This window comes from Geobacter pickeringii, from assembly GCF_000817955.1.
GTDB lineage: Bacteria > Desulfobacterota > Desulfuromonadia > Geobacterales > Geobacteraceae > Geobacter > Geobacter pickeringii.
In genome coordinates this window covers 1,933,548-1,957,930 of the sequence record NZ_CP009788.1, presented here as the reverse complement: position 1 = coordinate 1,957,930, position 24,383 = coordinate 1,933,548, and the positions used below count along the sequence as shown (strand labels likewise).

The window sequence follows — 24,383 nt, the reverse complement described above, 5'->3', positions numbered from 1 at the left end:
GAGGCACGTTCATGCGTTATTCCCAGTATTTTGTTCCCACCGTCAAAGAAACCCCTTCCGATGCCGAGGTGATCTCGCACCAGCTCATGCTCCGTGCCGGGATGATCCGCAAGCTCGCGGCTGGTATCTACAATTACCTCCCCCTTGGGCTCCGTTCCATCCGGAAAGTCGAAGCCATTGTCCGTGAGGAGATGAACCGGGCCGGCGCCATCGAGATTCTGATGCCGAGCGTTCAGCCGGCGGAGCTTTGGCAGGAGTCGAAGCGGTGGGAGAAGTACGGGAAGGAGTTGCTCCGCTTCAAGGATCGCAAAGATGCCGAATTCTGTCTCGGACCAACCCATGAGGAAGTGGTGACCGACATCGTCAGGCGCGAGGTGAAGAGCTACCGGCAGATGCCGCTCAACCTCTACCAGATTCAGAACAAGTTCCGCGACGAGATCCGTCCCCGTTTCGGGCTCATGCGCGGCCGCGAGTTCATCATGAAGGATGCCTACTCCTTTGATGTGGACAGCAGCGCCGCCGATTCTTCCTATGAGAAGATGTATCAGGCCTACCGTCGGATATTTAAGCGGTGCGGGTTGAACTTCCGGGCCGTGGAGGCCGACACCGGCAGCATTGGCGGAGCGTTTTCCCACGAGTTCATGGTGCTGGCCGACTCGGGCGAAGATGCCATTGTGTCCTGCTCCGACTGTGAATATGCCGCAAACGTAGAAAAGGCCGAGGCACGGCCGGTGGCGCTCGAGCATGCCGAACCCCGTCCTCTGGAGCGGGTCGAAACCCCTCACAAGCGGAGCGTGGAAGAGGTGACGGCGTTCCTCGGCATTCCGGCGTCGTCCCTGATCAAAACGCTCCTCGTCGTGGCCGATGGCGAGCCGCTTGCGGTCCTTGTACGGGGGGACCACGAGCTCAATGAGATCAAACTTGCAAAAATTATCGGCACCGAGACACTTGAAATGGCCAGTGAGGAAATCGTCGAGAAGGTCACCGGGGCGCCCGTCGGTTTTGCCGGGCCGGTGGGGCTCAAGGTCCGCATCGTCGCCGACCTGGCAACCCAGGGGATGAAGAATTTCGTAACGGGAGCCAATGGGCGGGATCTCCATTACAAGAATGTCAACTTCGACCGCGATTTCACCCCGTCACTATTTGCCGATGTCCGCAATGTCGTGCACGGTGACCCGTGTCCACGGTGCTCGGCGGGGCATCTGGAGCTGTGGCGCGGCATCGAGGTCGGCCACGTATTCAAGCTCGGCACCAACTACTCGGAAAAGCTCCACGCCACCTATCTCGATGCGGATGGGAAGGAGCAGAGCATATTCATGGGGTGCTACGGTATCGGTATCGGCCGGACGGTTGCCGCCTGCATTGAGCAGAATCACGATGCCGACGGCATCGTCTTCCCGATTCCCATTGCCCCGTTCCATTGCATCGTTTCCGCCGTCAACTCCAAGGATGCCTCGGTAATGGCGGCCGCCGAAGGGTTGTACCAGACCTTGACGGCTGCCGGGGTGGAAGTCCTTTTTGACGACCGGGACGAGCGTCCGGGAAGCAAGTTCAAGGATGCCGACCTTATCGGTATTCCGCTCCGCCTCGTGGTTGGAAGCAAGAACCTTGCTAACGGCAAAGTTGAACTCAAGATCCGGAAGGGGGGCGAAGTGACCCTGTTGTCGCTGGACGAGGCGGTGGAGAACGTAAAAACGCTCGTCGCAAACGCTCTTAACCAGTAACCTTCCAAGGAGTATCAAGAAATAATGACCAGAGATGAAGCTCGGAATAAGATTATTTTCGCCCTCGATACGGGGGAGTTTTCCCACGTTCAGTACTGGGCCGAGACCCTTGCCGGCCGCGTCGGGATGTTCAAGGTGGGCAAACAGATGTTCACCGCGTGCGGTCCCGCAACGGTGCGGATGATCCAGAAGTTCGGCGGCGATGTATTCCTTGACCTCAAATTCCACGACATTCCCAATACCGTTGCGATGGCATCGCTGGAGGCGGCGCGTCTGGGGGTCAAGCTGTTCAATCTTCACGCTCTTGGCGGCTACGAAATGATGGCCCGGACGGTGGAGGCTCTCGACAAAGAGTTCGGGGGCACGGAACGGGCGAAAGTTCTGGCGGTAACGATCCTCACCTCTTCCACAGAGGAGACGTTACGGCAGGTAGGTATTGATCTTCCCGTCCCTGACATGGTTGTCAGGTTGGCAAAGCTTGCGCAAAAGGCGGGAATTGACGGTGTTGTGGCATCACCGCAAGAGATTCCGCTGATCAGGGAGGCATGCGGACCGGATTTTCTGATCGTCACCCCCGGCGTCAGACCGAGTTTCGCCGCCCTCAACGATCAGAAGCGGGTAATGACGCCAGCCGAGGCGGTGAAGGCCGGTGGCGACTATCTCGTAATCGGACGCCCCATTGGTGACGCCGAGGACCCCGCTGCCGCGGCGGAAATGATCCTTGATGAAATCGTCGCCGGTTGAGCGAGTGGGAGGTTCCTTGAAAGAAGAACTACTCTACGGAATAAACCCTGTTATGGAGGCCCTGCGCGGCAAGCGGAGGGCCTTTGAGCTTTTCGTCTCCCGCGATTCCCAGGATCGCCGTTTGGAGAAGCTCCTGGCACTTGCCGCAGAACGGGACGTTCCGGTGCGAAATCGTGACAAGCGGGATATCTCCCGGCTCTGCGGTACCGACCACCATCAGGGAGTGGCGTTGCGGCTGGAGGTGTTCCCATATGCCGATCTCCCGGAGCTGATCTCCGGATGGCGGAATTCCGGTGACCCAGGACTCATTCTGGTGCTTGACGGCGTTCAGGATCCGCATAATCTGGGAGCGCTGATACGAAGTGCCGCGTGCGCTGGCGCCCATGGCGTCATTATCCCCAAGGATCGGGCTGCCAGGGTTAATTCCACCGTCGAGAAGAGCGCTGCCGGTGCGGCTGAAACCATAGCCATCGCACAGGTGACAAACCTTTCTCAAGCCCTTGATGAGCTGAAAGATGCAGGATTCTGGATTTACGGCACATCGGACCGGGCCGATTCGTCACTTTACGAGCAGGACTTGCGCGGCAATGTCGTTATCGTGGTTGGAGGGGAAGGGGAAGGGATTCGCCCCCTGACAGGGAAGAAATGTGACTTCCTGATCTCCATACCGCTGCAGGGGGGGGTGAGTTCTCTCAATGCGTCGGTTGCGGGGGGGGTCGTTCTTTTCGAGGCGGTGCGCCAGCGTTTGTCGGTGCGTACATAAACGTGAAAAGGGGCTTCCCTGTGGAGGAAACCCCTTGTGTTACGCTGGTGCGAGGGTCGGAATCGAATAAGCTGTGTAACTATTTGTAATGTCTGTGATTGTGCGGTTGTTGTTTTTGCTGTTTCCGTCAAAAATACCGCCATGGTGTCACGCCTTCACCTTGACTGGCCTTGTTAACCAGAATTGTTAGCCAGGTTAACCAATATGGTTAACCAACGTAAAACCGTACGGCCGCCACCAAACAGCACCGCCAGGTGAACAGCCCTTGGCTCTTCGATCCTCCTTGTTTTTCTGGTCCGGCGGTTCCCTCTTTGCACATTCTATTTACACTCTCCCCCCTTGGCATAAAAGGTATAAAAGGTTCAAAAGCCTACCAGTGCGGGTTTACGGTGGAATAAAAGTGGAATGAAAGTGGTATAAAAGGCTCAAAAGGCCATGGGCGCGGATTTGCGGGGTGTGTAGATTCGCTTCTGGTGTGACATATTCCCTCTCTCTGTTCTCACCCTTACAAAAGGCATAGAAGGTTCAAAAGCTTACGGGAGCGGTGTTGCGGCCTACCACTGTGAAACATGAAAAAGCCGCTACCCTCAAGAGGCAGCGGCTTTTTGTTCCTTCCCCAAAGATCATTGCCGGTTCACCATGTTAGGAGCGCTCCCGGACAACACGGCCCGCCTGATCTTCGGCAATTTCCGCCACACCTCTCCCACAACCCGCGACGTTGCCCCCAGGCGTGAAAGAGATTCACCAACCACACGCGGGGAACTTAAAGCAAGCATCGCCAGATAAGGCGGGGTGAGAACGTGAGTTGCCACACCTCCCGCAGCGCCCAAAGTCGTGGCCTTGCCAAAGCCCCCTTGAGGAGCCCAGGGGGCCAAGGTGTAACCTGCTATCATGTCCGCCAGTTCTTCACCGCTTTTGCCTTCTAGTCTTGTCAGAAGATCCCACTTGAACTGCTGATTGTCCTTCATGGTTTGGGTCAGGCGGCGCAACGTGGTATCCATGGCGGGTTTCTTTCCCAGGGCCAACGACCGTTCAAGCTCATTGATAAGCCCCGTCGCTTCTTCGTACCCCTTCACCATGTTGGAATACTCCGGCACCGCGTCAACGATAGTCTTCTTCACGGTCGAACGGAGCCCCGCCACAATCGCCCGGCTGTCCTTCGATTCCGTATAGAGGTTGTCCAGCTTGCGTTTCAAAAGATCGAGGCCCGCTGGAGTCAAGTCACCCGATTCCCGTCCCCATCCGTTCAGCAAGTCGGAAATCTCTTGGACGTCGGAGAGCTCCTTTCTCCCAAGGGTCGACCGCGAAAGGTCAAGATTCCCTGCGGCGTCCTTTCTAACCCCGAACCTTGATTGTACCCTTTCCCACTCCCGCATAACCGGCGACAGGTCAAGCCGTGACATGTCCCCAGCAATCTCGGCAAGCTTGGCGCGGTATGCCGTCCCCCGATCATCACGGAGCTTCTGGAGGGCGCTCTTTGCCCGGTCCACGATCTCCGCGCCCACCGCTTCCGGAGCATTCGCCGCGGCCCTCATGGTCTGACGAAACACGGGGTTCCCCTTCGCAGCCTGTCTTATCGCCGCGCCGCCGGTTCCCGTCGTGGTCCCAAGCAATCCCGCGCCAATCTCCCCCGCAGTCCTCCCAACAACCTTCAGCCCCTTCGCCCCTGCCACTGCTCCCGGCACCAGCACAGAGGCTGCAAAAGCCGGGTCTGCGGTAAGCTCTTCTCCCATGGCGTCAATGCCATGGAAACCCATAACCCGCCCGACTTTATCCCCCATTCCCGTCATGGCATCCCTTGCCGTACCGGCCACAGCCTCAAGGGGGTTTTGACCGCCTGCCGTCCGCTTCACAACTTCTGTCGCCAGCATGGCCGGAGCCTTCCCCATCCCGACAAGATTCTTGTCGACACTCTCAGGAAGAACCCGCGTTGCAAAATCCGCCACATCCTCAGCCGGAGCCGTTGGGACGCTTGCCGGGGCCTCTCCCGTTATGAGGTTTGCCACCTCGTCACCCATGGCATACCCCGCCACGGCTCCGGCCGGACCCCCGGTCACTGCGGCTCCGGCAACCGCCCCGGCCGTCTTGAATACCGGCCGAACTAGCCTCTTTCCCGCCTCGATTGCTGCCGTCGCAGTATGATCCCTCATCGGAGCCGTTCCGCTGATCCCCATGACGTCACGAGCAGTCCCATACCGAGAACTATCGTCACTCAACGACATTTCATCATTTATGAACTTCATCTGCATTGCGTCAACTTCGGCCGGGTCAAGTTGGAGGGGGCCGCGCTTTTCTTCTATGATAGCCTTGAGGTTGTCAACACTGAGCTCGCCAGGCGCGTTATACATGGCCTCGGCGGCCGATTCCTCGGCTCCGTTGGGAATGACGACCTTGTACCCTTTGGGCGCCTCAGTCCCCCCCTGTGCGCCAGAAGCCTGGATCCCGCTGATAATCTCGTCGGCGCTGTATCCCGCCTTCCGGTAGGAGTTGGCCTTGCGGGCCACATCCTTGTAATTTGTACTCTGAATGATCCCTTGCACGATCTCATCAGAGCTGTACCCCTCATTCCGGTAACTCTGAATCTTGTCTATAACTTCTTGCGGAACTGCCATACATCACCCCTTTTCCCGTCACTCAGACGGCGGTTATGCCAAGCAAAGGAAGAGGCGGCAAAAGCGGCCGCCTCTATCAACACAACACGTCACAACAGTGTTGGCTTTCGTGAGCGCCCAATCAATGCAGACAACGGGACGCTTGAGTTGTCTTGACTGCCGAAAAAGTTGGAATTTCCAAAGAAGCCCTGCCCGAAACTGTTTGTATCAAACTGCGGCCGGTCTCCACCCTGGAGAAGAGAACCGACAAATTGATTACCGCCTATGGATGATCCCGCCCCATTGTCCCCTGACAACAACGAGAAAGGGGACTGGCCGTTATTGTTGCTCTTCACCCGGTCATACCATGAGGGGTTATCCTCGGTTTTTTTGTCCTTATCCTTGTCAGGTGACATCATCATCCGTACAAGCATGCTATTCCAAAGAGCCATTGTTTTGTTACCTCCCTTGTTTCCAAGATTCGATTAAGTGTCGCTGTTACCTCTTTACAACCATTGAAACAAACACCTGCCCCCTTTCCGCCGTCCAGACGGCGCGCGGTCGATCGACCCCCAGGATCAGGAAAACCTGAATCCCATCAATGCGCGTCGCTCCTCGGCGAACGCGTCCCGCATCCCTGCAATGTCCCCCCGCCATAAAGCATTATCAGCGTCCGCAAACGCCTTCTGTAGCCGTTGCCAGTCTTCGGCCTGGCGGGCTTTGAACGTCTGGCCCATGAGCAGGCCGTGGAAAATATCAGCGGGGATCGGGTCTTCGTCCTGGTGGCCGTGAATCATTGTGTTTTCCCCTTGCGTTACAGCCATGCCTAGAGGTGGTCCCCGAAAATCGGACAGTGTGTTAAGGTGGACAGCCTTACCCTGTTGAAGGAGGATCACCCATGAAGAGCCGTCGTCGTTTTTCCGCCGAGTTCAAGGCCAAGGTTGCCCTGGAAGCGATCCGGGGCGAGCAGACCCTGAGCGATCTGGCCGCCCGCTATGAAGTGCATCCCAATATGATCACCAACTGGAAACGGCAGGCCATCGAGAACATGGCAGCGGTGTTTTCCGGAGCCGCCGAGCACAGCAATAAGGCGAATGACGATCAGATCAAGGACCTGCACGCCAAGATCGGACAACTCACCGTGGAGCGGGATTTTTTGGCCAAAGCCTTCGGTCGCTGTCGCTGAGTACAACCCGAAGGAAGGCCCTGGTCGAACCCGACCATGACCGACTCAGTATTGCCCGGCAGTGTGAACTGCTCTCGATCAAACGATCGGCCTACTATTACCAGCCAGTGGGCGAAAGCCCACAGAACCTGGAACTGATGCGCCTGATCGACGAGCAGCATCTCGAAACACCGTGGTATGGCACCCGACAGATGACCCGGCACTTGCGCCGGGAGGGTCATGCCGTCAATCGCAAGCGCATCGGTCGGCTGATGCAGTTGATGGGACTATCGGCTATCTACCAGAAGCCGAACACGTCGAAGCCGCATCCGCAGCACAGGGTCTATCCTTACCTGCTGCGTGGCGTGACCATCGACCGGCCAAACCAGGTCTGGTGCGCCGATATCAGCTATATTCCGCTGAGGCGAGGTTTCCTCTACCTGGCGGCGATCATGGATTGGGCCAGTCGCAAGGTCCTGTCATGGCGGCTTTCCAACACCATGGACGCCGATTTCTGCGTTGCCGCGCTCGAAGACGCCCTGGCTCGCTTCGGCAAACCCGAGATCTTCAACACCGACCAAGGGAGCCAGTTCACCAGCGATGCGTTCACCAAGGTCCTCAAGGACGCTGAGATCCGCATTTCGATGGACGGCAAGGGGCGCTGGCGGGACAACGTCATGATCGAGCGGCTATGGCGTTCTCTGAAATACGAGTGCATCTACCTGCACGCCTTCGAGACCGGCAGCGAGGTTCGTCAAGGTTTGAGCCGCTGGATCAATTTCTACAACATGCGCCGCCCGCACTCGAAACTAGACGACCGGACGCCGCATGAGGCATATTGGCAAAAACCCCGGCCTGGCTACGCCGGCCGTATTCTCTCACTGGCGGCATGACTACAACCGGCAATCCACCTTATTCCCGCCGCCAACCTGTCCTACAAACTGGGACCACCTCTCCTCTACCTTTCCCGTCACTCGGACGGCGCTTTGCAACGCTCCCGATATCAAGCACGGCGAATCCACTGCAACACCCGCCGGGCCTCGGCTATCGCTTCACTTACTCCCACAACATCCCGCCGGGTAAAGGCGGTATCCATTGCAGCCATTGCAGCCTGTAATTGTCGCCACTCTTCGGCTTGTCTGGTCTTCACTTCGTCCCATCCACCCGGCACCCGGAACGCCGAGACCTCTTTGACGAGCCTTTCAATCTCGGCAGTCGCGCAGCTGGCGTCGAACGATCCCTCCGCCGCGCTCCAGGCCGTTGCCTGTCTATCCTTCTCCAGGTACCGGCGCCACTCCATCATTTCAACAACTCCGGATTCACGGCATACAGGACCAGCGGCCGGCCGCTGGTTTTCCGCTTGCACGGTTCGCTTATCATGTTCCGCTCCGTCAGGATCGTCAGGGCCTTGTCAAGGCGCCCACCCGTCCGGAACCGTCGATTCTCCTTGTACACGTCGTTTTTCCGGAATTCACCCTGGCCCTTCGCCTTGATCCAGGCCAGCACCGCCTTTGCATCGTCAAGGCTTTCATCATCCGCCATGAGGTCAAAGGCCGCCCGTGCGTGGACTATCAGTAGTTCACAGAGGTTCAGCGCCCGTTCCATGGTACCCATGCCGATTGCTGACACCTCCGCGCCGTGCTCGACCACATGGAGGAGCCCCGCGACCCGCAACGCCGCGCCGGGCAGCTTGCTGGTCCAGTCCTGGAAGTGGAAAAACTCCCCGTTCGGCCCCTGGTTGTCTTCGATATATTGGGAAAACGCTTGCCACGCCGGAAGTGCGTCACCGGCAAGGGTGAGAATCCGGGGGCACTCCCGCCCCTTTTCATCCTGTTTCGGACTTATGGCGAATAGCCCCTTGATCCCCGCAATATAGGCAGCCCTGACCGATTCCGGGACCGGCGCGCGTTTTGTAACGTCGCGTTTCCCGATGGTACTCTTCGGCAGACAGTACAGGAACCGGGCAAGGGTACCGTTACCCCTGAAACGCGCTTTGTTGCCCTGTGCAAGCTGACTTATGACGTCAGGCTGGACCGTAAGGCCGAAGGTCAGGGCCGGCCGCTGCAACGTGACGCTCCGTCCTTGACGATCCACCCGGACGGCCGCCCCGGCGTGACCCTGGAGGAACACGTTAAGGTTTGCCCGGCCGCTACTGTAGAGCCCTGCCATAACCTCGAAAATCCCCCCCTCGTCCGAGAGAAGCGCCATGCGCTCTCCGTGCTCCATAAGCAGGGCCTGCAACCGTTCCGGCGTTATGTCATCGGTCCAGAGCCGCGGCGCTATCAGTTCATCGGGCATCTCGTTTTCTGTCTGGTCAATAAGCCTGAAAATCTCGCCACACCCGGCACTCTCTGCCTGCTTCGCGGCCTTCGCCTTGAGCTGGTCAATGGTTTTCATGGCAACGTCCCGGCGGTGCTTGATCTTCTTTATCTCCGACCCCATCCGGTGCAGCTCGTCTCGTTCCCAATCGGACAGCACGCCGGTAAAGGCATTGCGGACGGCCGTCTTGCGGTTGCCAGGATCAAGCGCCGTGACTGTCCAGAGGCTTACCGGCTCCGCGTAGTCATCACCATAGGGGGAAACCTCGAAACGCCGCTGAAGGCAAGCCGCGACGGTAGCCAGGGCAAACATTACCGACAGGCCTGGCGGGGTCTGTGTCGAATCGGCCACGGCCTTCGTATAGTCACCCAACCAGACCGGCAGCAGGGCCGCCCCGATTTTCGGCGTTTCCACAGTGCAGAAGTGAAGGGGCTCCAACCATCCGCCGGCCGCTTCTTCGTCCACTTGCGGCGTGGGTTCTTCCCCTTCTTCGGCTTTCGGCGTGCCGGCCGGAAGGTCAACCGCGGCGACTGGCGCGGCCCCCTCGATGATCTCCCGCACTCTGTCCAAGCCTTCCAGACGGTAAAGGTCGTTCATGTCCGTGGGCTTGTCGCTTGTGTCTTGGAATACCGGCACGGCCAGGAACCCACCAACGGCCCGCGCGGCGTCCGTGGCCTTGGTTACTCCAGGGTTTCCCTCTGAAAACTGGTCATCGTCGGCCGCAACAATGATCTTGACCCCCGGCCGCTTCGCCCGTACCACCTCGGCAACCGCTTTCAGATTGCCAGCATCGAAGGCCGCCAGGACACAAAGGCCGGTAGCCTGGTGGATACTTGCGGCCGTGGCGTACCCCTCGGCAATCACCACCGTGTCACCCTTCGCCTTGCCAATTGTGAAGAAATGGCCGTGCTTGTTGGTGCCGGTCTTGTATTTTTTGGAGCCGTCAGGGGAGATGAATTGCAGACCATGCAGGGTGCCGCTGGTGTCCCTGACCGGCACAAGTAGAGAATCCTTGAAGGACTTGAGTCCGTAGGAGTTCACACCCTTCCGTTGCAAATAGGGGTTACTGTTGGTGGCGTCCTTTGCCTTCTCCCAGGCATCGGCACACCATGCCCGGCACTCGGCATGAAGCCGCTTTTGCTCTTCGTCCCGTTGCCGGCGCGCCTCGGCCATCCTTGCTGCAAGTCGGGCCTTTTCCCCGGGGCTCATGGTTCCGCCGGTCTTGAAACACCACTTTTCATCAATCCCGTGTTTCCAGCTTCCGAAACGCCCGGCTATCGGTTCATCGGCATGGAGCACGTAGAAACCGTTTTCACTCTTCGCCTTGTCTCCTGGAACGGTAAATCGCCGCAACTTGCCATCGGCCACGATCCCCGGCGGGGGCTCGATACCGGCGGCGCGCATTGCTGAACTGAAGGCTTCAATATGACTCATGTGGGGCAGCCTCATTTGGTGGCGTCGGGATAGTTCATTTCCATGTACCGGACAAACTTTCCCCGGCGGGTCCGGATACGCATAATCCTGAATCCGTGCCCCGGCAGGGCTCTCAATAGATTTTCTCGTTGGTGCTCTTCATTGATACGGCTCTGAATGGCCGTTACAGGCAGGACGTTCATACTGGTTCCCTCTCTCCGTCGTCACGACGGTGAACGAAATCGGGACAAGCCAAGACCTAAGCCGCCAGACGAGCAATGAGCGCCCGGATATCCTCAACACGATAACCGGCACACCGTGCCGACAGGCGGACCGGGGACGGATAGCGGCCTTCCTTAACCCCTTGGTACCACGCGGCTCTTGAAATGGGGAAAATAGAGGGGATAATTTGCGAGAGCCGAAGGAATCCGGTCTCAGGGAGGGGGACAGAAGGGGTAACGTTTGGTTTCATTGCAGTTGACTCCTTTGGGTCTGGTTTGGTCTGTCTATATCAACCAACAACCAAAGAAGTCACGGCACGAAATGCCGGGGGTTTATTCCTCCTTGCCAATAGTGCCCGGCGGCCGGGACTTTATCAGGGCCGTCAAGGGGGTATAGTTTTTCTCTTCGTCTTCCTCCATCATCTTACACCACCGCTCTATGCGTTCAGCCTCCTTGCGTAAAGCATCAACATCCTCCGCCATATACACAAGGCCACGTTTCACCGCCTTTCGCGCACTGCTGATATCTATCCTCTCGCGTTCCGCCAACCGTTCAAACGCTTCCGTCTCTTCGACTCCTCTATCAATAAATGATCTCAGCAATTCAACGCGCCCTATATCGTCTTCACGTTGTTGGGCTTCCCCGGTCGTATGCCCCCGGTCCCCCCGGTGCTTCCCGTCCAGGAAATCAGCGAGTAACAGCCAATCCTCCCGAGAAAGGGCATCAAAATGAACATCTTTACGGATTGCCAGAGCAATAGCTTTTATACGTGGAAACTTGCGGCTCTTGCTTGTCCTGTCCACCTCCATGGCGGCCTCGATTTCCTTTGAAAATACTGACTTCATCAATACGCCCCCTGTAGCGCCCTGGTAAATGATCGCGGGAAACCGCCCCAGGAAAGGCGGCTTGTCGTCTGGACGGACTATCCCGCGAAATCCTTTCACCTACGTTTCTTCCCGTGCTTCGCTCTTTCTTTCAGATAGGCCGTCGGGTCTTGACCTGACGCCCTTACCCTGGCAATCTCTGCCTCAACCGGTTCACCACGATACTCAGGGAACAGCAACGGCCTGAGCTTAACCACCACGGCCTCAGCAATCGCCTGAATATCCTCATCACGAAGAACAAGCATTGTGCCCCCCTTCTCGGCCGTGCCGTACCCTGCTACCTTTTTAGACCGCCAGCGCCAATTCCACGGCCGGTTGGTCGTTGACTTCGATCACTTGTTGCAGCGAGTCGGCCACTTCGTTCGCCAGCTTCACCAGCCCCATATACTCGGCCGGCAGCAGGGCAGCGTCAAAAAGCCCACTGATCGCCAGACCAAGGACGCGCTGCTTTTCCAGAATCTCCTCCAGACGGTCACCATTCATCATCATTTCATTCCCCCTTGCCAGTTTTTGAACCTGCTCATTGCACGGCATGACAGCCCCCCTTAGATTTCGCGGCCTCAGTTCGCCGCCTTGTTGTCCTTCACGATCCGATAAACCGACGCAATACCGATTCCCAGACGCTTCGCCACTTCTTCCCGCGTCAGCCCTTCGCCAATCAACTGCATTACCTCGGCAGACTTCGCCCGCGCCGTTGCCTTGCGCCCCTTGTAGGCTCCGGCTTCCTTGGCAATCCGTATGCCCTCCCGCTGGCGTTCCAGCATCATCTCCCGTTCAAACTGTCCGATTGCCGCCAGCATGGACAACATCAGCTTCCCCGTGGGCGTGCCGGTGTCCAGGTTGATATTCAACACCTTGAACGAAACTTTCTTTTTCTCCAAGGTCTCCACGACTTCAAGAAGGTGTTTCGTGCTCCGCGCTATCCGGTCCAACTTGCAGCAGATAACCGTGTCGTTCTCCCGGACGTAATCCAGCATAGCCGACAGCTCCGGCCGGTCATCCTTGGCCCCCGAAGCCTTCTCTTGATACACCTTCTCACACCCGGCCGCCTGGAGTTGTTCGAGTTGCGCCGTCAAATTCTGCTCAACCGTACTCACCCTTGCGTAACCAACCATAGCCATGACCGCCCCCCCCTTTGTTGCTATCATATACGTCAAAGATGTTTTGATAATAACCTATCAAATATCACTTGTCAACTTATGTGATAGACTTTTTTCGGGGTTTCTTTGTCTATCACTATGGCATGGCCTATTGACAGTAATCGTTTCTTATCCGTCGCCCCCTGGAGTGCTGGCCGTGACCGGGCAATCCAAAGCGTAGACCTATAGAGGCGCGCCCATGGCCTTTTGAACCTTCTATGCCTTTTATACCATCGGGGATATGCAAGAAGAACCGGCCCAACCTGGAGGAGATTCAGCAGAGTTCTACCGCCAGACACAACACCGGGCCCATGGCCTTTTGAACCTTTTATACCATCGGCGCATCACGCGAAAACCCGCACTGGTAGGCTTTTGAACCTTTTATACCTTTTATGCCACCTACAAGGGCGTATGAAACAGGGTGCGCGGGACTATCATCTAATCCTTTTGCCCTTTGATAAAAATATTAGCAAAAAACATTCAATTATATATATAATGTAACCTATAATATACGCCAGGAGTAGAAACGACGGCTGTTTACGACTTTCCCTTAGACTTCTTGAACGGCAGCACCTTTGCCCCTGTCTTGAGGCCGTCCAGGTAGTCGGCCCATGTCTGCATCATCTGCTTACGCTCGACAAGGTGGGTGGTCCGGTTGTAGGCACGGCCAAGGGGGTCTTTGACGGCGTGGGCAAGTTGCAGCTCTATGATATCGGGTCGGTATCCAAGGACTTCATCAAGGACGGTGCGCGCCATTGCCCTGAACCCATGGGCGACGATCTCCGTCCGCTCGTATCCCAGGCGACGAAGGGCTGCATTTATGGTGTTATCGGACATGGGGCGAAGAGCCGAGCGATTGCAGGGGAAAACATAGCGCCCCCGTCCGGTGAGGGCCTGGAGTTCCCGCAGGATCTCCACGGCCTGAGAGGGGAGGGGGACAAGGTGGGGTAGTTTCATCTTCATCTTTTCGCCGGGGATGTTCCATTCTGCCGCGTCAAGGTCTATCTCTGACCATTCCGCGTGCCGGAGTTCCCCCGGACGAACGAAGAGGAGAGGGGAGAGGAGAAGAGCACACTTGACCACGAATGAGCCTTGAAAGGTGTCCATGGTCCGGAGTAGGGGGGCAATCTGTTTCGGGTCAGTGGGGGCCGCGTGGTGTCCGTTCTTTACTGGGGGGAGTGCGCCCCGCAGGTCTGCCGACGGGTCACGTTCGGCGCGGCCGGTGGCGATAGCATACCGAAAGACATTGCTGCAATGGTTCCGTACCCGGTGTGCTGTATCGAGCGCCCCCCGTTCCTCCATCCGTCGAAGGATCGCCAGCAGGGCAGGGGCCTTGATCTCTCCAACGTCAACCTTGCCAAGCCAGGGGAACACCTCTTTTTCGAGCCGTTGCAAGATTGTCTCAGCATGGACGGAAGACCACGTTTTTGCATACTTCCCATGCCACTCCCGCGCTACCACTTCAAAGCTGTTTGCCGTCTGCTCCCCCAGTGCGGCCTTCTGCGCCTTCTTCACGTCGCCAGGATCAACAGCGTTGGCGAGGAGCTTCTTTGCATCCTCCCGGCGCTGCCGCGCATCAGCAAGCGTGACGGCCGGGTAAGCACCAAAGGCAACTGTTTTCCGTTTGTCGCCGTAGCGATAATCACACCGCCAGAGTTTCCCGCCGGTCACGGTGACGAGGAGATAAAGCCCCCCGCCGTCTGCCAGTTTGTAGTCCTTGTCCTTCGGTTTGGCGGTCCTTACCTGAACGTCTGACAACGGCTGAATCCGTTTTGGCATTGGCGTCCCCCTTTTGACGGTATCCGCTCTTGACTGTTGACGGTATCCCGTCATGAATACCGTCAAAAAAGCCGGATTTCAGTATACCGCGTTAGACGTTGCCGGACAACGGATAAAGAAAAAGCCCCGATTTCTCGGGGCCTTGTGGGCTATCTTGAACCTTGTTGGATTATGTAATGGTGCCGAGGGTCGGACTCGAACCGACATGCCCTTGCGAGCGGCAGATTTTGAGTCTGCTGTGTCTACCAATTTCACCACCCCGGCGAAAAGTTCTGGGATTATAATAGGAAGAATTCTGCAGCGTCAAGGAGAAAAGCTCGATACTTTTTTCGAGAAAAATGTGTTGACACGACAGTGACCGTTTGGTATAAACCAAGTCTCTTTGAATGGGGCTGTAGCTCAGTTGGGAGAGCGCTTGAATGGCATTCAAGAGGTCGTCAGTTCGATCCTGATCAGCTCCACCAGAAACAAGAGGGGTTGGCCGTAAGGCCAGCCCCTTTTTGCGTTTTGATGCCGCAGGGGGCCTGGGTGGCATATGAGCAAATGGCCTTGAAGAATGGCATGGTATTAAGTATACTCACACGATTTAAGCGACGTTGCGAGGAGGAGTGATCGATGAGCGATATTCTTGGCGGCTGGAAACGGAGTCATTACTGCGGCAAAATCACGAAGGCCGATGTCGGCAAGGAAGTGGCCCTGATGGGATGGGTCCTGCGGCGCAGGGACCATGGCGGGTTGATCTTTGTCGATCTTCGCGATCGTGAGGGGCTCGCGCAGATTGTCTTCGACCCTGCCAGGAATGCCGATGCTCACCAGAAAGCGGAAGCAATACGCAATGAATATGTCGTCGCCATAAAAGGCGAGGTGATTCCCCGTCCCGAAGGGACGGTAAACCCGAACATGCAGACGGGAGAAGTGGAAGTGCTCGTCACTGAGTGCAAAATCCTTAACCGTTCAAAGGCGCTTCCCTTCACCCTTGATGACTATGTCGATGTCGCCGAAAATCTGCGGCTGAAATATCGCTATCTCGATCTGCGTCGTCCGGTTTTGCAGCAGAACATGATCCTGCGGTCCAAGGTTGCCCAGGTTACCCGCCAATATCTGACTGATAACGGATTTCTGGAAATTGAAACGCCATTCCTGACTAAATCAACGCCTGAAGGGGCCCGTGATTTCCTCGTCCCTTCTCGTATCAATCAGGGCAACTTCTACGCCTTGCCCCAGTCCCCTCAAATTTTCAAACAAATACTGATGATTTCGGGATTTGATCGTTATTTCCAGATTGTCCGCTGTTTCCGTGATGAGGATCTGCGAGCCGACCGTCAACCGGAGTTCACGCAGATCGATTGCGAAATGTCCTTTATCGATCGCGAGGATATCATTTCGGTGATGGAAGGACTCATCGCCCGCGTTTTCAAAGAAGCCCGAGGTGTTGACGTGTCGCTCCCGATTCCCCGTATGACCTATGCCGAGGCCATCCGTCGTTATGGTGTTGACAACCCCGATGTCCGTTTCGGGTTGGAGCTTGTGGAGTTGACCGACGTTGTCAAGGGGGCCGGTTTCAAGGTCTTTGCCGATGTGGCTGCGGGCGGAGGGATTATCAAGGGACTTAACGCCAAGGGATGCGCCAGGTTCTCTCGCAAGGAAATCGATGATCTCACTGAATTTGCCAAGATATACGGTGCCAAAGGGCTTGCTTATGTGAAGATTGAGGGTGGAGAGTGGCATTCCCCCATCGCCAAATTCTTCATGCCCGAGGAGATTGCCGCCATGAACACCGCCTTTGGCGCCGAAGAGGGTGACCTTTTGCTCTTCGTTGCTGACAAACCGAAGGTAGTCAACGATTCGCTCGGAAAGCTGCGCAACCATCTTGCCGCTTTGCTCGGTCTGACCGACAAGGATACGTTCAAGTTTGTCTGGATCACCGATTTTCCGCTTCTTGAGTGGGATGACGACGAAAAACGCTGGGCGGCCGTGCATCATCCGTTCACTGCTCCGATGGATGAGGATGTGGAGAAAGTCGAATCGGATCCCGGCAGCTGCCGCGCGAAGGCCTATGATCTTGTTCTGAACGGAAACGAAATTGGCGGGGGGAGTATCAGGATTCATCAGCAGCATGTTCAGTCTCTCATGTTCAGAATGCTTGGACTTGCGGAAGAAGAAGCCCGTGCTAAGTTCGGTTTCCTCCTGGATGCCCTTGAATGTGGCACTCCTCCCCATGGAGGGATCGCGTTCGGAATGGATCGCCTCATAATGCTTCTCACCGGAAGCGACTCAATTCGCGACGTTATTGCATTTCCCAAAACACAGAAAGGTGCCTGCCTCATGTCCGAAGCTCCGTCGGCGGTTGATTCAAGGCAACTCCGTGAATTGGCGCTCAAGGTGACGGTCAAGCAATAGGTTGGTACTGGTAATCGAGCGTGTTGAAGCAATTTGCGGTTATCGCAGCGGTCGCTCTTGTTTTCGGCTGTGCCTCAGATCTCCCGCGCTACAGGGTTGAGGCCCTTACTCGGTCGTATGCGGTCAAGGGTCGGGGCGCGGAGGGACTGTTTCCCCAAGAATATGCAAGTCTTGTTGAAGCTCTTACTCGTGGCGACAGGTTGATGCTGAAGGGGGAGGGTGAGGAGGCTGATCGATACTATCTGCTGGCCTTGGGCAAGTCCGATCTCATCACCCAGATGATGGATGAGGAGAGAAAGCGGCAAGATGCCATTCGGCAGGAAGCTGAAGAAAAGCAGCGTGAGACCGAGCGCCAGCAGGCTCTCCAGGAATTAAAAAGGAAGTTGGAGGTTGAGCGGGACATCCGGGAGCGCGAGGCGCGAAAAATTCCGGAAAAGTCTGCCGTGGCAAGGGAAAAGGAGCCTCGCCAGTTGGCACAATATCATACCGTCAAGAGAGGTGAAACCTTGCCCCAGATTGCGGCGCAATCCGATGTCTATGGCGACGTGTCCCTCTGGCCTCTGTTGTATCGTGCAAACCGTGATCAGATAAGGGATCCGCGTCGTATATGGCCTGGTCAGGTTTTGAGAATACCACGCAATCTTACGCGGGAGGATCTTGCCGAGGCGCGGCGCTACGCTCAAGAGCGTATCCTTCCTTAATCCAGTGTTTAATGGCAAAAAAGCCGGGTAATTCCCGGCTTTTTTGCGTTTTCACTGCTCGACCTTAAGTTGTAAGCAAAATAGGTTTTTGCTTGACACTAAAAAACCTTTTGTATACTGTATACACACAAAATTTGGTGTATGTTGGCCACAATTAATGTGATGGTTTTCGCCTTCCCTCAGTGTAAAGCTGTGGGGAGGCAAGGGTCATGGCTCTGATGCCGATACCAAAACTACGCTAAGGAGAGAACATGGCAACACACAAGATTATCTGGACAGAAATCGATGAAGCGCCTGCTCTGGCAACGTACTCTTTGCTTCCCATTGTGCAGGCGTTCACCAAGGGGACCGGTGTGGAAGTGGAGACCCGGGACATCTCGCTTGCTGGCAGAATACTTGCCAACTTCCCCGAGTCCCTTGCTGAAGGTCAGAGGATTGCTGATTATCTGACCCAGTTGGGCGAGTTAACTCTCAACCCCGAAGCGAATATTATCAAGCTTCCGAATATCAGTGCCTCAATTCCCCAGCTTAAAGAGGCTATTAAGGAGTTGCAGGGGCAAGGGTACAAGGTCCCCGATTATCCTGAGGATGCCAAGACTGATGCTGAGAAGGAAATCAAGGATCGCTACGCCAAGGTGCTGGGAAGTGCTGTGAACCCCGTTCTGCGCGAAGGGAACTCGGATCGCCGTGCGCCTCTGTCGGTCAAGAATTTTTCCAAAAAGCATCCCCATAAGTTGGCTGCATGGGCCTCGGACTCCAAGGCTCATGTTTCTCACATGAGTGGCGGCGATTTTTACGGCAATGAGAAGTCCGTCACGGTCGAGGAGCCGGTAGAATTCAAGATCGAGCTGGTCGGCAAGGACGGTAAAGCGGTTGTTCTCAAAGACAAGCTCAAGGCTGTTAAGGGTGAAGTTCTTGATGGCACCTTTATGAGCAAAAAGGCGCTGCGCAAGTTCTACGAAGAGCAGATCGAGGATGCTAAAAACAAGGGGCTTCTGCTTTCCCTGCACCTCAAGGCCACTATGATGAAGGTCTCCGACCCGATCATGTTCGGTCATGCGGTGTCAGTTTTCTATAAGGACGTCTTTGAAAAGCACGCTGCAACCTTTAAAGAGCTCGGCGTCAATCCCAACATGGGTCTTGGCGATCTTTACAAGAAGATTCAGGAGTTGCCGGAAGCAAAGCGTGCCGAGATTGAGGCAGACATACAGGCGGTGTACGCCAAGCGTCCGAAGCTTGCCATGGTTGATTCCGATAAGGGAATCACTAACCTGCACGTTCCCAACGATATTATTGTCGATGCTTCAATGCCGGTTGTGGTGCGCGATGGTGGCAAGATGTGGGGTCCCGACGGGCAGCTTCATGACACCAAGGCGATGATTCCGGACCGTTGTTATGCAACGATATACAAGGAGATCATCGAAAACTGCCAGAAGTTTGGTGCCTTTGATCCGGCCACCATGGGTTCAGTCCCCAACGTCGGTCTCATGGCCCAGAAGGCAGAAGAGTACGGCTCACATCCCACTACTTTTGAGATTCCGGTTGATGGGTCCGTTCGCGTTGTCACTGCCGACGGTAAGGTGCTTATGGAGCAGCAGGTAGAGGAGGGCGACATTTGGAGAATGTCCCGTGTGAAGGATATTCCGATCCAGGACTGGGTCAAGCTCGCTGTTGCCCGTGCCAAGGCCACCGGCGCCCATGCCGTTTTCTGGCTTGATAAGAGTCGTGCCCACGATGCCCAGATCATTGCCAAGGTCGAGAAGTATCTGAAGAATCACGATACTGCCGGTCTGGAAATCAAGATTCTTCCGCCTGTTGAGGCGATGCGCTACTCCCTTGAAAGGATTCGCAAGGGGCTCGATACGATCTCGGTGACCGGTAACGTACTGCGGGATTATCTAACCGACCTCTTCCCGATCCTTGAACTTGGCACCAGTGCGAAAATGCTCTCCATCGTCCCCCTGCTCGCAGGTGGCGGGTTGTTCGAAACCGGCGCTGGTGGATCTGCCCCCAAGCATGTTCAGCAGTTTGTAAAAGAGGGCTATCTGAGATGGGACTCCCTTGGTGAGTTCTCTGCACTCGCCGCCTCGCTGGAGCATCTCGGTACCCAGTTCCAGAACGACAAGGCGCTGCTTCTGGCCGAAACTCTGGATCAGGCCATTGCCAAGTTCCTCGATAATAACAAGTCGCCTGCCCGTAAGGTCGGCCAGATCGATAACCGTGGCAGCCACTTCTATCTTGCCATGTACTGGGCTCAGGCACTGGCAGCGCAAAGCAAAAACAGTGAACTGCAGGCTAAATTTGCGAAGATTGCCAAGCAGTTGGAAGAGAACGAGTCCAAAATTAATGAAGAACTGCTTGCCGCGCAAGGAAAGCCGGTTGACATGGGTGGCTACTATCACCCGAATTTTGACAAGACTTCCACGGCAATGCGCCCGAGTGCAACTCTGAATGCAATTATTGATGCAATTTGATTGCAATTTTACGGCGACACGGTAGGAAAACAATACAGACAGGAGGAGACAGAAATGGCACGTAAGAAGATTGCTCTTATCGGTGGTGGTCAGATTGGTGGTGTTCTTGCTCAACTTTGCGCCCTGCGCGAGTTGGGTGATGTGGTGTTGTTCGACATCGTGGAAGGTCTTCCCCAAGGCAAGATGCTTGACATCGCCGAAGTCGGCCCCGTCGACCGTTTTGACGTTAATCTCAAGGGGACCAACACCTACGAAGATATTCAGGGTGCTGACGTCGTTATCGTTACTGCTGGTCTTCCCCGTAAGCCGGGGATGAGCCGCGACGACCTGATTGAGGTCAACTCCAAGATCATGACCCAGGTTGCCGAGGGGATCAAGCAGTACGCACCCAACTCCTACGTAATCATTATTTCCAATCCGCTGGATGCCATGGTTACCCTCTGCCAGAAGATTACCGGCTTCCCCTACAATCGCGTTATTGGTCAGGCTGGCGTACTCGACTCCGCCCGCTTTGCCAGCTTTATTGCGTGGGAACTGGGCGTTTCGGTGAAGGACGTCACGGCTATGACGCTTGGCGGCCATGGCGACGACATGGTGCCGCTCGTCCGCTATGCCAGCGTCAACGGTATCCCCGTTATGGAGTTGCTGGAGCAGAAGTACAAGAGCGCTGAGAAGGCCAAGGAAGTCATGGAAGCTATGGTCAAACGGACCCGCGGTGCTGGTGGCGAGGTAGTCGCCCTCCTCAAGACCGGTTCGGCCTTCTACTCTCCGGCTTCTTCGGCCATTGCCATGGCTGAATCTATCCTCAAGGACCAGAAGCGCGTGCTGCCCACCTGCTGCTACCTCCAGGGCGAGTTCGGCGTGAGCGGGTACTATGTCGGCGTTCCGGCCGTCCTTGGCGAGAACGGTGTCGAGAATATCATCGAGTTCAAGCTGGATGCGGAAGAGCAAGCGATGATGGACAAGTCGGTTGCTGCCGTTAAGGGGCTTGTTGACAGTCTGAAGTAGTGCCAGTTTGCGAAGTATGTTTGGCAAAAGAAGGGCTCTAGGCCCTTCTTTTGCCATATTTAAGCCTGAATCACGTTTTACAGGGCTTCTAGCAAGATGCACTATTGTTTTTGTATACACCACATGCTATATACGTATACAATTTTGTGCCGCTTAGGCATCAATTCTGTAAAGGAGCGTACCTAGATGGAAAAGAAGCTTCCAACAATCGAGATCATCGAGAAGTACTGCAAGGGCTGCCACATCTGTGTCGAATTTTGCCCCACCAAAGTACTCGAGATGAAGGGTTTCGTTGCCTCCGTTAAAAATCTTGAGGCTTGCATCAAGTGCATGCAATGTGAACTGAGATGCCCGGATTTCGCGATCAAGGTAACACCTTAACTTATTCTTCAGGAGGTAGATGTCGTGGCTAAGAAAGTTGCATTTATGCAGGGTAACGAAGCGGCTGCGCATGGCGCTCTTTATGCCGGCTGTAAATTTTTTGCCGGTTACCCGATAACACCTTCCACTGAGGTTGCCGAGGTTATGTCGGTCGAGCTTCCCAAAGTCGGCGGAAAGTTCATCCAGATGGAGGACGAGATCGGTGCCATGGCGGCTGTTATTGGAGGTGCGCTGACGGGCCAGAAGGCACTTACCGCAACCTCAGGGCCGGGCCTTTCCTTGAAGCAGGAGAACATAGGATATGCCTGCATTACCGAGGTGCCGTGCGTCATTGTCAACGTCATGCGTGGTGGTCCGTCCACCGGCATGCCGACGGGTCCGTCTCAGTCTGATGTGATGTGTGCTAAATGGGGTACCCATGGCGATCATCCGGCCATTTGTCTCGTCCCTGCTTCCGTGCAGGAGCTTTTCGAGGAGACGGTGCGGGCATTCAATCTTGCCGAGAAATACCGTACTCCGGTCATGGTCATGCCTGACGAGATCGTCGGTCACATGCGCGAGCGCATTGTGTTCCCCGAGCCGGGTGAGCTTGAGGTGATTGATCGTGCTAAGCCGACGGTTCCGCCCGAGCAGTACAAGCCGTATGATACGCAATTCGGTGACGTTCCGCCTCTGGCGTCTTTTGGCTCGGATTACCGTTTTCACGTGACCGGTCTCAATAAGATGGCTGACGGTTTCCCCACCACCAAGGCTGCCGTTGTTCAGGCCGAAGAGGAGCGTCAGGTCCGCAAGGTCGAGGCGAACAGAGCCGACATCATGAAGTGGGAAGAGTACATGGTTGATGACGCAGAGGTCGTTGTTATTGCCTTCGGTTCTACTTCCCGTTCGGCACGTTTTGCCGTCAATGAAGCTCGGAAGCAAGGGATCAAGGCTGGTCTTTTCCGTCTGATCACCTTCTGGCCTTTCCCCGAGGAGCGACTTCTCGAGATTTCCAAGAAGGTCAAGGCGTTCATTACCCCTGAGATGAACCTCGGTATGTGCACTGGCGTTGTTAAGGGATGCATCGAGGGTAATGCCCCGGTTCACGGCATTTTCCGTGTGGACGGAGAGCCAATCAACCCCAATGAGATCCTGAGCAAGATGAAGGAGGTCAAGTAACCATGGCTTTTGATTATGATAAGTACATCCGCCCTGGCAAGCTGCCGCACATCTGGTGCCCTGGCTGTGGTCACGGAATTGTCATGAAAGGTCTCATCAGGGCAATTGATGCTCTTAGCCTTGAGAAGAACAATACGGCTATCGTTTCCGGTATTGGCTGTGCGTCGCGTCTCCCTGGTTACATGGATTGCTGCACGCTTCACACCGCCCATGGTCGCGCTGCAGCATTCGCCACCGGCGTGAAGATGGCCCGGCCGGAAATGAATGTGATTCTGGTCGGCGGGGACGGTGACGGTACGGCGATCGGTGGCAACCATTTCATTCATGCTTGCCGCCGTAACATCGACATGACGTATATCATCATGAATAACAATATCTACGGCATGACGGGTGGTCAGTTCTCTCCCTGTACGCCCACCGGTGCCAAGGCATCCACCACTCCGTACGGAAACCCCGATCCTGCGTTTGATGTTGCCAAGCTGGCGATCGGAGCCGGTGCCACCTTTGTTGCCCGCGGCACTGCCTACCACGCAACCCAGATCGACAAACTCATCGTTGAGGCGATCCAGCACAAAGGCTTCTCTGTGGTTGAGATTCTTGACGATTGCCCCACCACCTATGGTCGGCGCAACAAGTATCGCTCGGTCATTGAGATGATGAATCGTCTCAAGGAAGTTGCCGTGCCGGTTAAAGCTGCAGAGAAAATGACTCCTGAGCAGCTTGAAGGCAAGATCCTGACTGGTGTTCTGCACAAGATCGAGAAACCTGAGTACACGGCGGAATATGCCAAGGTCATAGAACGGGCTCAGGCCGCGAAGTAACTTCAACGTTAAAGGAGAAAGACAGATGTCTGGAAGATATGAATTGAGATTTTCCGGTGCCGGCGGCCAGGGTCTGATCCTTGCGGGTGTCATCATGGCAGAGGCGGCCTCCATCTATGATGGGAAGCAGGCCGTTCAGTCCCAGAGCTATGGTCCTGAAGCCCGTGGCGGCGCCTCCAAGTCCGAGGTTGTAATCTCTGAAGGCCCGATTGATTACCCTAAGGCAACGATTGTTGACGCACTGCTTGCCCTCACCCAGGAAGCTTGCGACAAGTATAGCCACGATCTGAAAGAGGGAGGGGTTCTCCTCATCGATTCAGATCTGGTTACAAAGTTTCCCGCGGGCAATTATAATGTAGTTTCCTTCCCCATTATCAATACGGCAAAGAATGAGGTCGGGCGGGAGATTGTCGCGAATATCGTGGCTCTTGGAGCTATGGTGGCACTGACTGGCGTCGTTTCTAAGGAAAGTGCCGAAAAAGCCGTTCTTGCTCGTGTTCCGGAGGCTTTCATTGAGCTGAACAAGAAAGCGTTCCAGATGGGATACGAAAAGGCAATGGCTGCCAAGAAGTAAGGCAATAATCTGTTGTTGTGAAGGCCCGATGTGTCGCGCATCGGGCCTTTTCTTTTGAAGGATGCTTCCTTGCCTGAGGTGACGTTATAGAGTATAAAGGACGCGTAATATGATGCAAATCAC

The 24,383-nt window shown here is 55.7% G+C and carries 23 protein-coding genes and 2 tRNA genes; 13 read left to right on the top strand and 12 right to left on the bottom strand.

Translation table 11 applies throughout. The features are described from left to right. Positions 1 to 11 precede the first annotated feature (11 nt). Genes GPICK_RS08830 through rlmB form a run of 3 tightly spaced genes read left to right on the top strand, consistent with a single transcriptional unit; the run spans position 12 to position 3,231 of the window. The gene (locus GPICK_RS08830; protein ID WP_039742323.1) at positions 12 to 1,724 is read left to right on the top strand and encodes a proline--tRNA ligase; all 1,713 of its coding nucleotides are present in this window, start codon (positions 12 to 14) and stop codon (positions 1,722 to 1,724) included. Between the two features lie 24 nt (positions 1,725 to 1,748). Next, a complete protein-coding gene (gene pyrF / locus GPICK_RS08825; RefSeq protein WP_039742320.1) occupies positions 1,749 to 2,468 on the top strand; it encodes an orotidine-5'-phosphate decarboxylase in 720 nt (239 codons plus the stop codon). A 16-nt stretch (positions 2,469 to 2,484) separates the two neighbouring features. Continuing rightward, entirely contained in the window at positions 2,485 to 3,231 is a 747-nt protein-coding gene (rlmB, locus tag GPICK_RS08820) for a 23S rRNA (guanosine(2251)-2'-O)-methyltransferase RlmB (protein WP_039745551.1), read from the top strand. 623 nt (positions 3,232 to 3,854) lie between these two features. Here rlmB and GPICK_RS08815 read toward each other — a convergent pair. From GPICK_RS08815 to GPICK_RS08810, 3 genes are all read right to left on the bottom strand, one after another. Continuing rightward, on the bottom strand, positions 3,855 to 5,843 hold the full coding sequence (locus GPICK_RS08815) for a hypothetical protein (RefSeq protein ID WP_039742319.1): 1,989 nt from the start codon (positions 5,841 to 5,843) through the stop codon (positions 3,855 to 3,857). Positions 5,844 to 5,932: 89 nt separating this feature from the next. After that, the gene (locus GPICK_RS17825) at positions 5,933 to 6,256 is read right to left on the bottom strand and encodes a hypothetical protein (RefSeq protein ID WP_236685507.1); all 324 of its coding nucleotides are present in this window, start codon (positions 6,254 to 6,256) and stop codon (positions 5,933 to 5,935) included. A gap of 144 nt (positions 6,257 to 6,400) precedes the next feature. Continuing rightward, positions 6,401 to 6,619 carry a hypothetical protein gene (locus GPICK_RS08810; RefSeq protein ID WP_039742316.1) on the bottom strand — a complete coding sequence of 73 codons (219 nt, stop codon included), beginning with the start codon at positions 6,617 to 6,619 and terminating at the stop codon, positions 6,401 to 6,403. 101 nt (positions 6,620 to 6,720) lie between these two features. Here GPICK_RS08810 and GPICK_RS08800 point away from each other — a divergent pair. Beyond that, a protein-coding gene (locus GPICK_RS08800; RefSeq protein ID WP_144400011.1) for an IS3 family transposase occupies positions 6,721 to 7,880 on the top strand; the annotation gives its coding sequence in 2 pieces (ribosomal slippage) (positions 6,721 to 6,982 and positions 6,982 to 7,880; 1,161 coding nt in all). Positions 7,881 to 7,990: 110 nt separating this feature from the next. On the opposite strand, the gene GPICK_RS08795 is transcribed toward GPICK_RS08800, so the two are convergent. The 9 genes from GPICK_RS08795 to GPICK_RS08755 form a co-directional block, all read right to left on the bottom strand. Beyond that, positions 7,991 to 8,290, bottom strand: a complete 300-nt coding sequence (locus tag GPICK_RS08795; RefSeq protein ID WP_039742313.1) for a hypothetical protein — start codon at positions 8,288 to 8,290, stop codon at positions 7,991 to 7,993. Further along, entirely contained in the window at positions 8,287 to 10,740 is a 2,454-nt protein-coding gene (locus GPICK_RS08790; RefSeq protein ID WP_052263367.1) for a DUF3987 domain-containing protein, read from the bottom strand. The genes GPICK_RS08795 and GPICK_RS08790 overlap by 4 nt, the downstream gene beginning before the upstream one ends. Before the next feature lie 238 nt (positions 10,741 to 10,978). Continuing rightward, a complete protein-coding gene (locus tag GPICK_RS17005; protein ID WP_084201389.1) occupies positions 10,979 to 11,191 on the bottom strand; it encodes a helix-turn-helix transcriptional regulator in 213 nt (70 codons plus the stop codon). Positions 11,192 to 11,273: 82 nt separating this feature from the next. Beyond that, entirely contained in the window at positions 11,274 to 11,885 is a 612-nt protein-coding gene (locus tag GPICK_RS08780; protein WP_039742312.1) for a hypothetical protein, read from the bottom strand. After that, the gene (locus tag GPICK_RS08775; RefSeq protein WP_039742311.1) at positions 11,882 to 12,070 is read right to left on the bottom strand and encodes a hypothetical protein; all 189 of its coding nucleotides are present in this window, start codon (positions 12,068 to 12,070) and stop codon (positions 11,882 to 11,884) included. Before GPICK_RS08775 ends, GPICK_RS08780 begins: the two co-directional genes overlap by 4 nt. Positions 12,071 to 12,110: 40 nt before the next feature. Beyond that, a complete protein-coding gene (locus tag GPICK_RS08770; RefSeq protein WP_039742310.1) occupies positions 12,111 to 12,359 on the bottom strand; it encodes a hypothetical protein in 249 nt (82 codons plus the stop codon). A gap of 26 nt (positions 12,360 to 12,385) precedes the next feature. Beyond that, on the bottom strand, positions 12,386 to 12,946 hold the full coding sequence (locus GPICK_RS08765; RefSeq protein ID WP_039742309.1) for a recombinase family protein: 561 nt from the start codon (positions 12,944 to 12,946) through the stop codon (positions 12,386 to 12,388). Between the two features lie 555 nt (positions 12,947 to 13,501). Continuing rightward, positions 13,502 to 14,743 (bottom strand): tyrosine-type recombinase/integrase, encoded by a 1,242-nt coding sequence (locus tag GPICK_RS08760; protein ID WP_039742308.1) that lies wholly within the window; start codon positions 14,741 to 14,743, stop codon positions 13,502 to 13,504. Between the two features lie 177 nt (positions 14,744 to 14,920). Next, positions 14,921 to 15,007: transfer RNA gene (locus tag GPICK_RS08755), tRNA-Leu, on the bottom strand. A 124-nt stretch (positions 15,008 to 15,131) separates the two neighbouring features. Between GPICK_RS08755 and GPICK_RS08750 the strand changes: the two genes are divergently transcribed. The 9 genes from GPICK_RS08750 to GPICK_RS08710 all read left to right on the top strand — a co-directional run bounded on the left by GPICK_RS08750 (position 15,132) and on the right by GPICK_RS08710 (position 24,260). Beyond that, a tRNA-Ala gene (locus GPICK_RS08750) sits at positions 15,132 to 15,207 on the top strand. Between the two features lie 151 nt (positions 15,208 to 15,358). Beyond that, positions 15,359 to 17,143: an aspartate--tRNA ligase gene (gene aspS / locus GPICK_RS08745; protein ID WP_039742306.1), complete on the top strand. Its 1,785-nt coding sequence runs from the start codon at positions 15,359 to 15,361 to the stop codon at positions 17,141 to 17,143. 20 nt (positions 17,144 to 17,163) lie between these two features. After that, on the top strand, positions 17,164 to 17,844 hold the full coding sequence (locus GPICK_RS08740; RefSeq protein WP_039742305.1) for a LysM peptidoglycan-binding domain-containing protein: 681 nt from the start codon (positions 17,164 to 17,166) through the stop codon (positions 17,842 to 17,844). A gap of 251 nt (positions 17,845 to 18,095) precedes the next feature. Further along, positions 18,096 to 20,318: an NADP-dependent isocitrate dehydrogenase gene (locus GPICK_RS08735; RefSeq protein ID WP_039742302.1), complete on the top strand. Its 2,223-nt coding sequence runs from the start codon at positions 18,096 to 18,098 to the stop codon at positions 20,316 to 20,318. 54 nt (positions 20,319 to 20,372) lie between these two features. Continuing rightward, positions 20,373 to 21,326: a malate dehydrogenase gene (gene mdh / locus GPICK_RS08730; protein ID WP_039742301.1), complete on the top strand. Its 954-nt coding sequence runs from the start codon at positions 20,373 to 20,375 to the stop codon at positions 21,324 to 21,326. Between the two features lie 186 nt (positions 21,327 to 21,512). Next, on the top strand, positions 21,513 to 21,707 hold the full coding sequence (locus GPICK_RS08725; protein WP_039742300.1) for a 4Fe-4S binding protein: 195 nt from the start codon (positions 21,513 to 21,515) through the stop codon (positions 21,705 to 21,707). Between the two features lie 24 nt (positions 21,708 to 21,731). Then, positions 21,732 to 22,865: a 2-oxoacid:acceptor oxidoreductase subunit alpha gene (locus tag GPICK_RS08720; RefSeq protein ID WP_039742299.1), complete on the top strand. Its 1,134-nt coding sequence runs from the start codon at positions 21,732 to 21,734 to the stop codon at positions 22,863 to 22,865. Positions 22,866 to 22,867: 2 nt separating this feature from the next. Further along, positions 22,868 to 23,686, top strand: a complete 819-nt coding sequence (locus GPICK_RS08715; RefSeq protein WP_039742297.1) for a 2-oxoacid:ferredoxin oxidoreductase subunit beta — start codon at positions 22,868 to 22,870, stop codon at positions 23,684 to 23,686. A 25-nt stretch (positions 23,687 to 23,711) separates the two neighbouring features. Next, positions 23,712 to 24,260, top strand: coding sequence for a 2-oxoacid:acceptor oxidoreductase family protein (locus GPICK_RS08710; RefSeq protein WP_039742295.1), 549 nt, complete (start codon positions 23,712 to 23,714; stop codon positions 24,258 to 24,260). Positions 24,261 to 24,383: the final 123 nt, after the last annotated feature.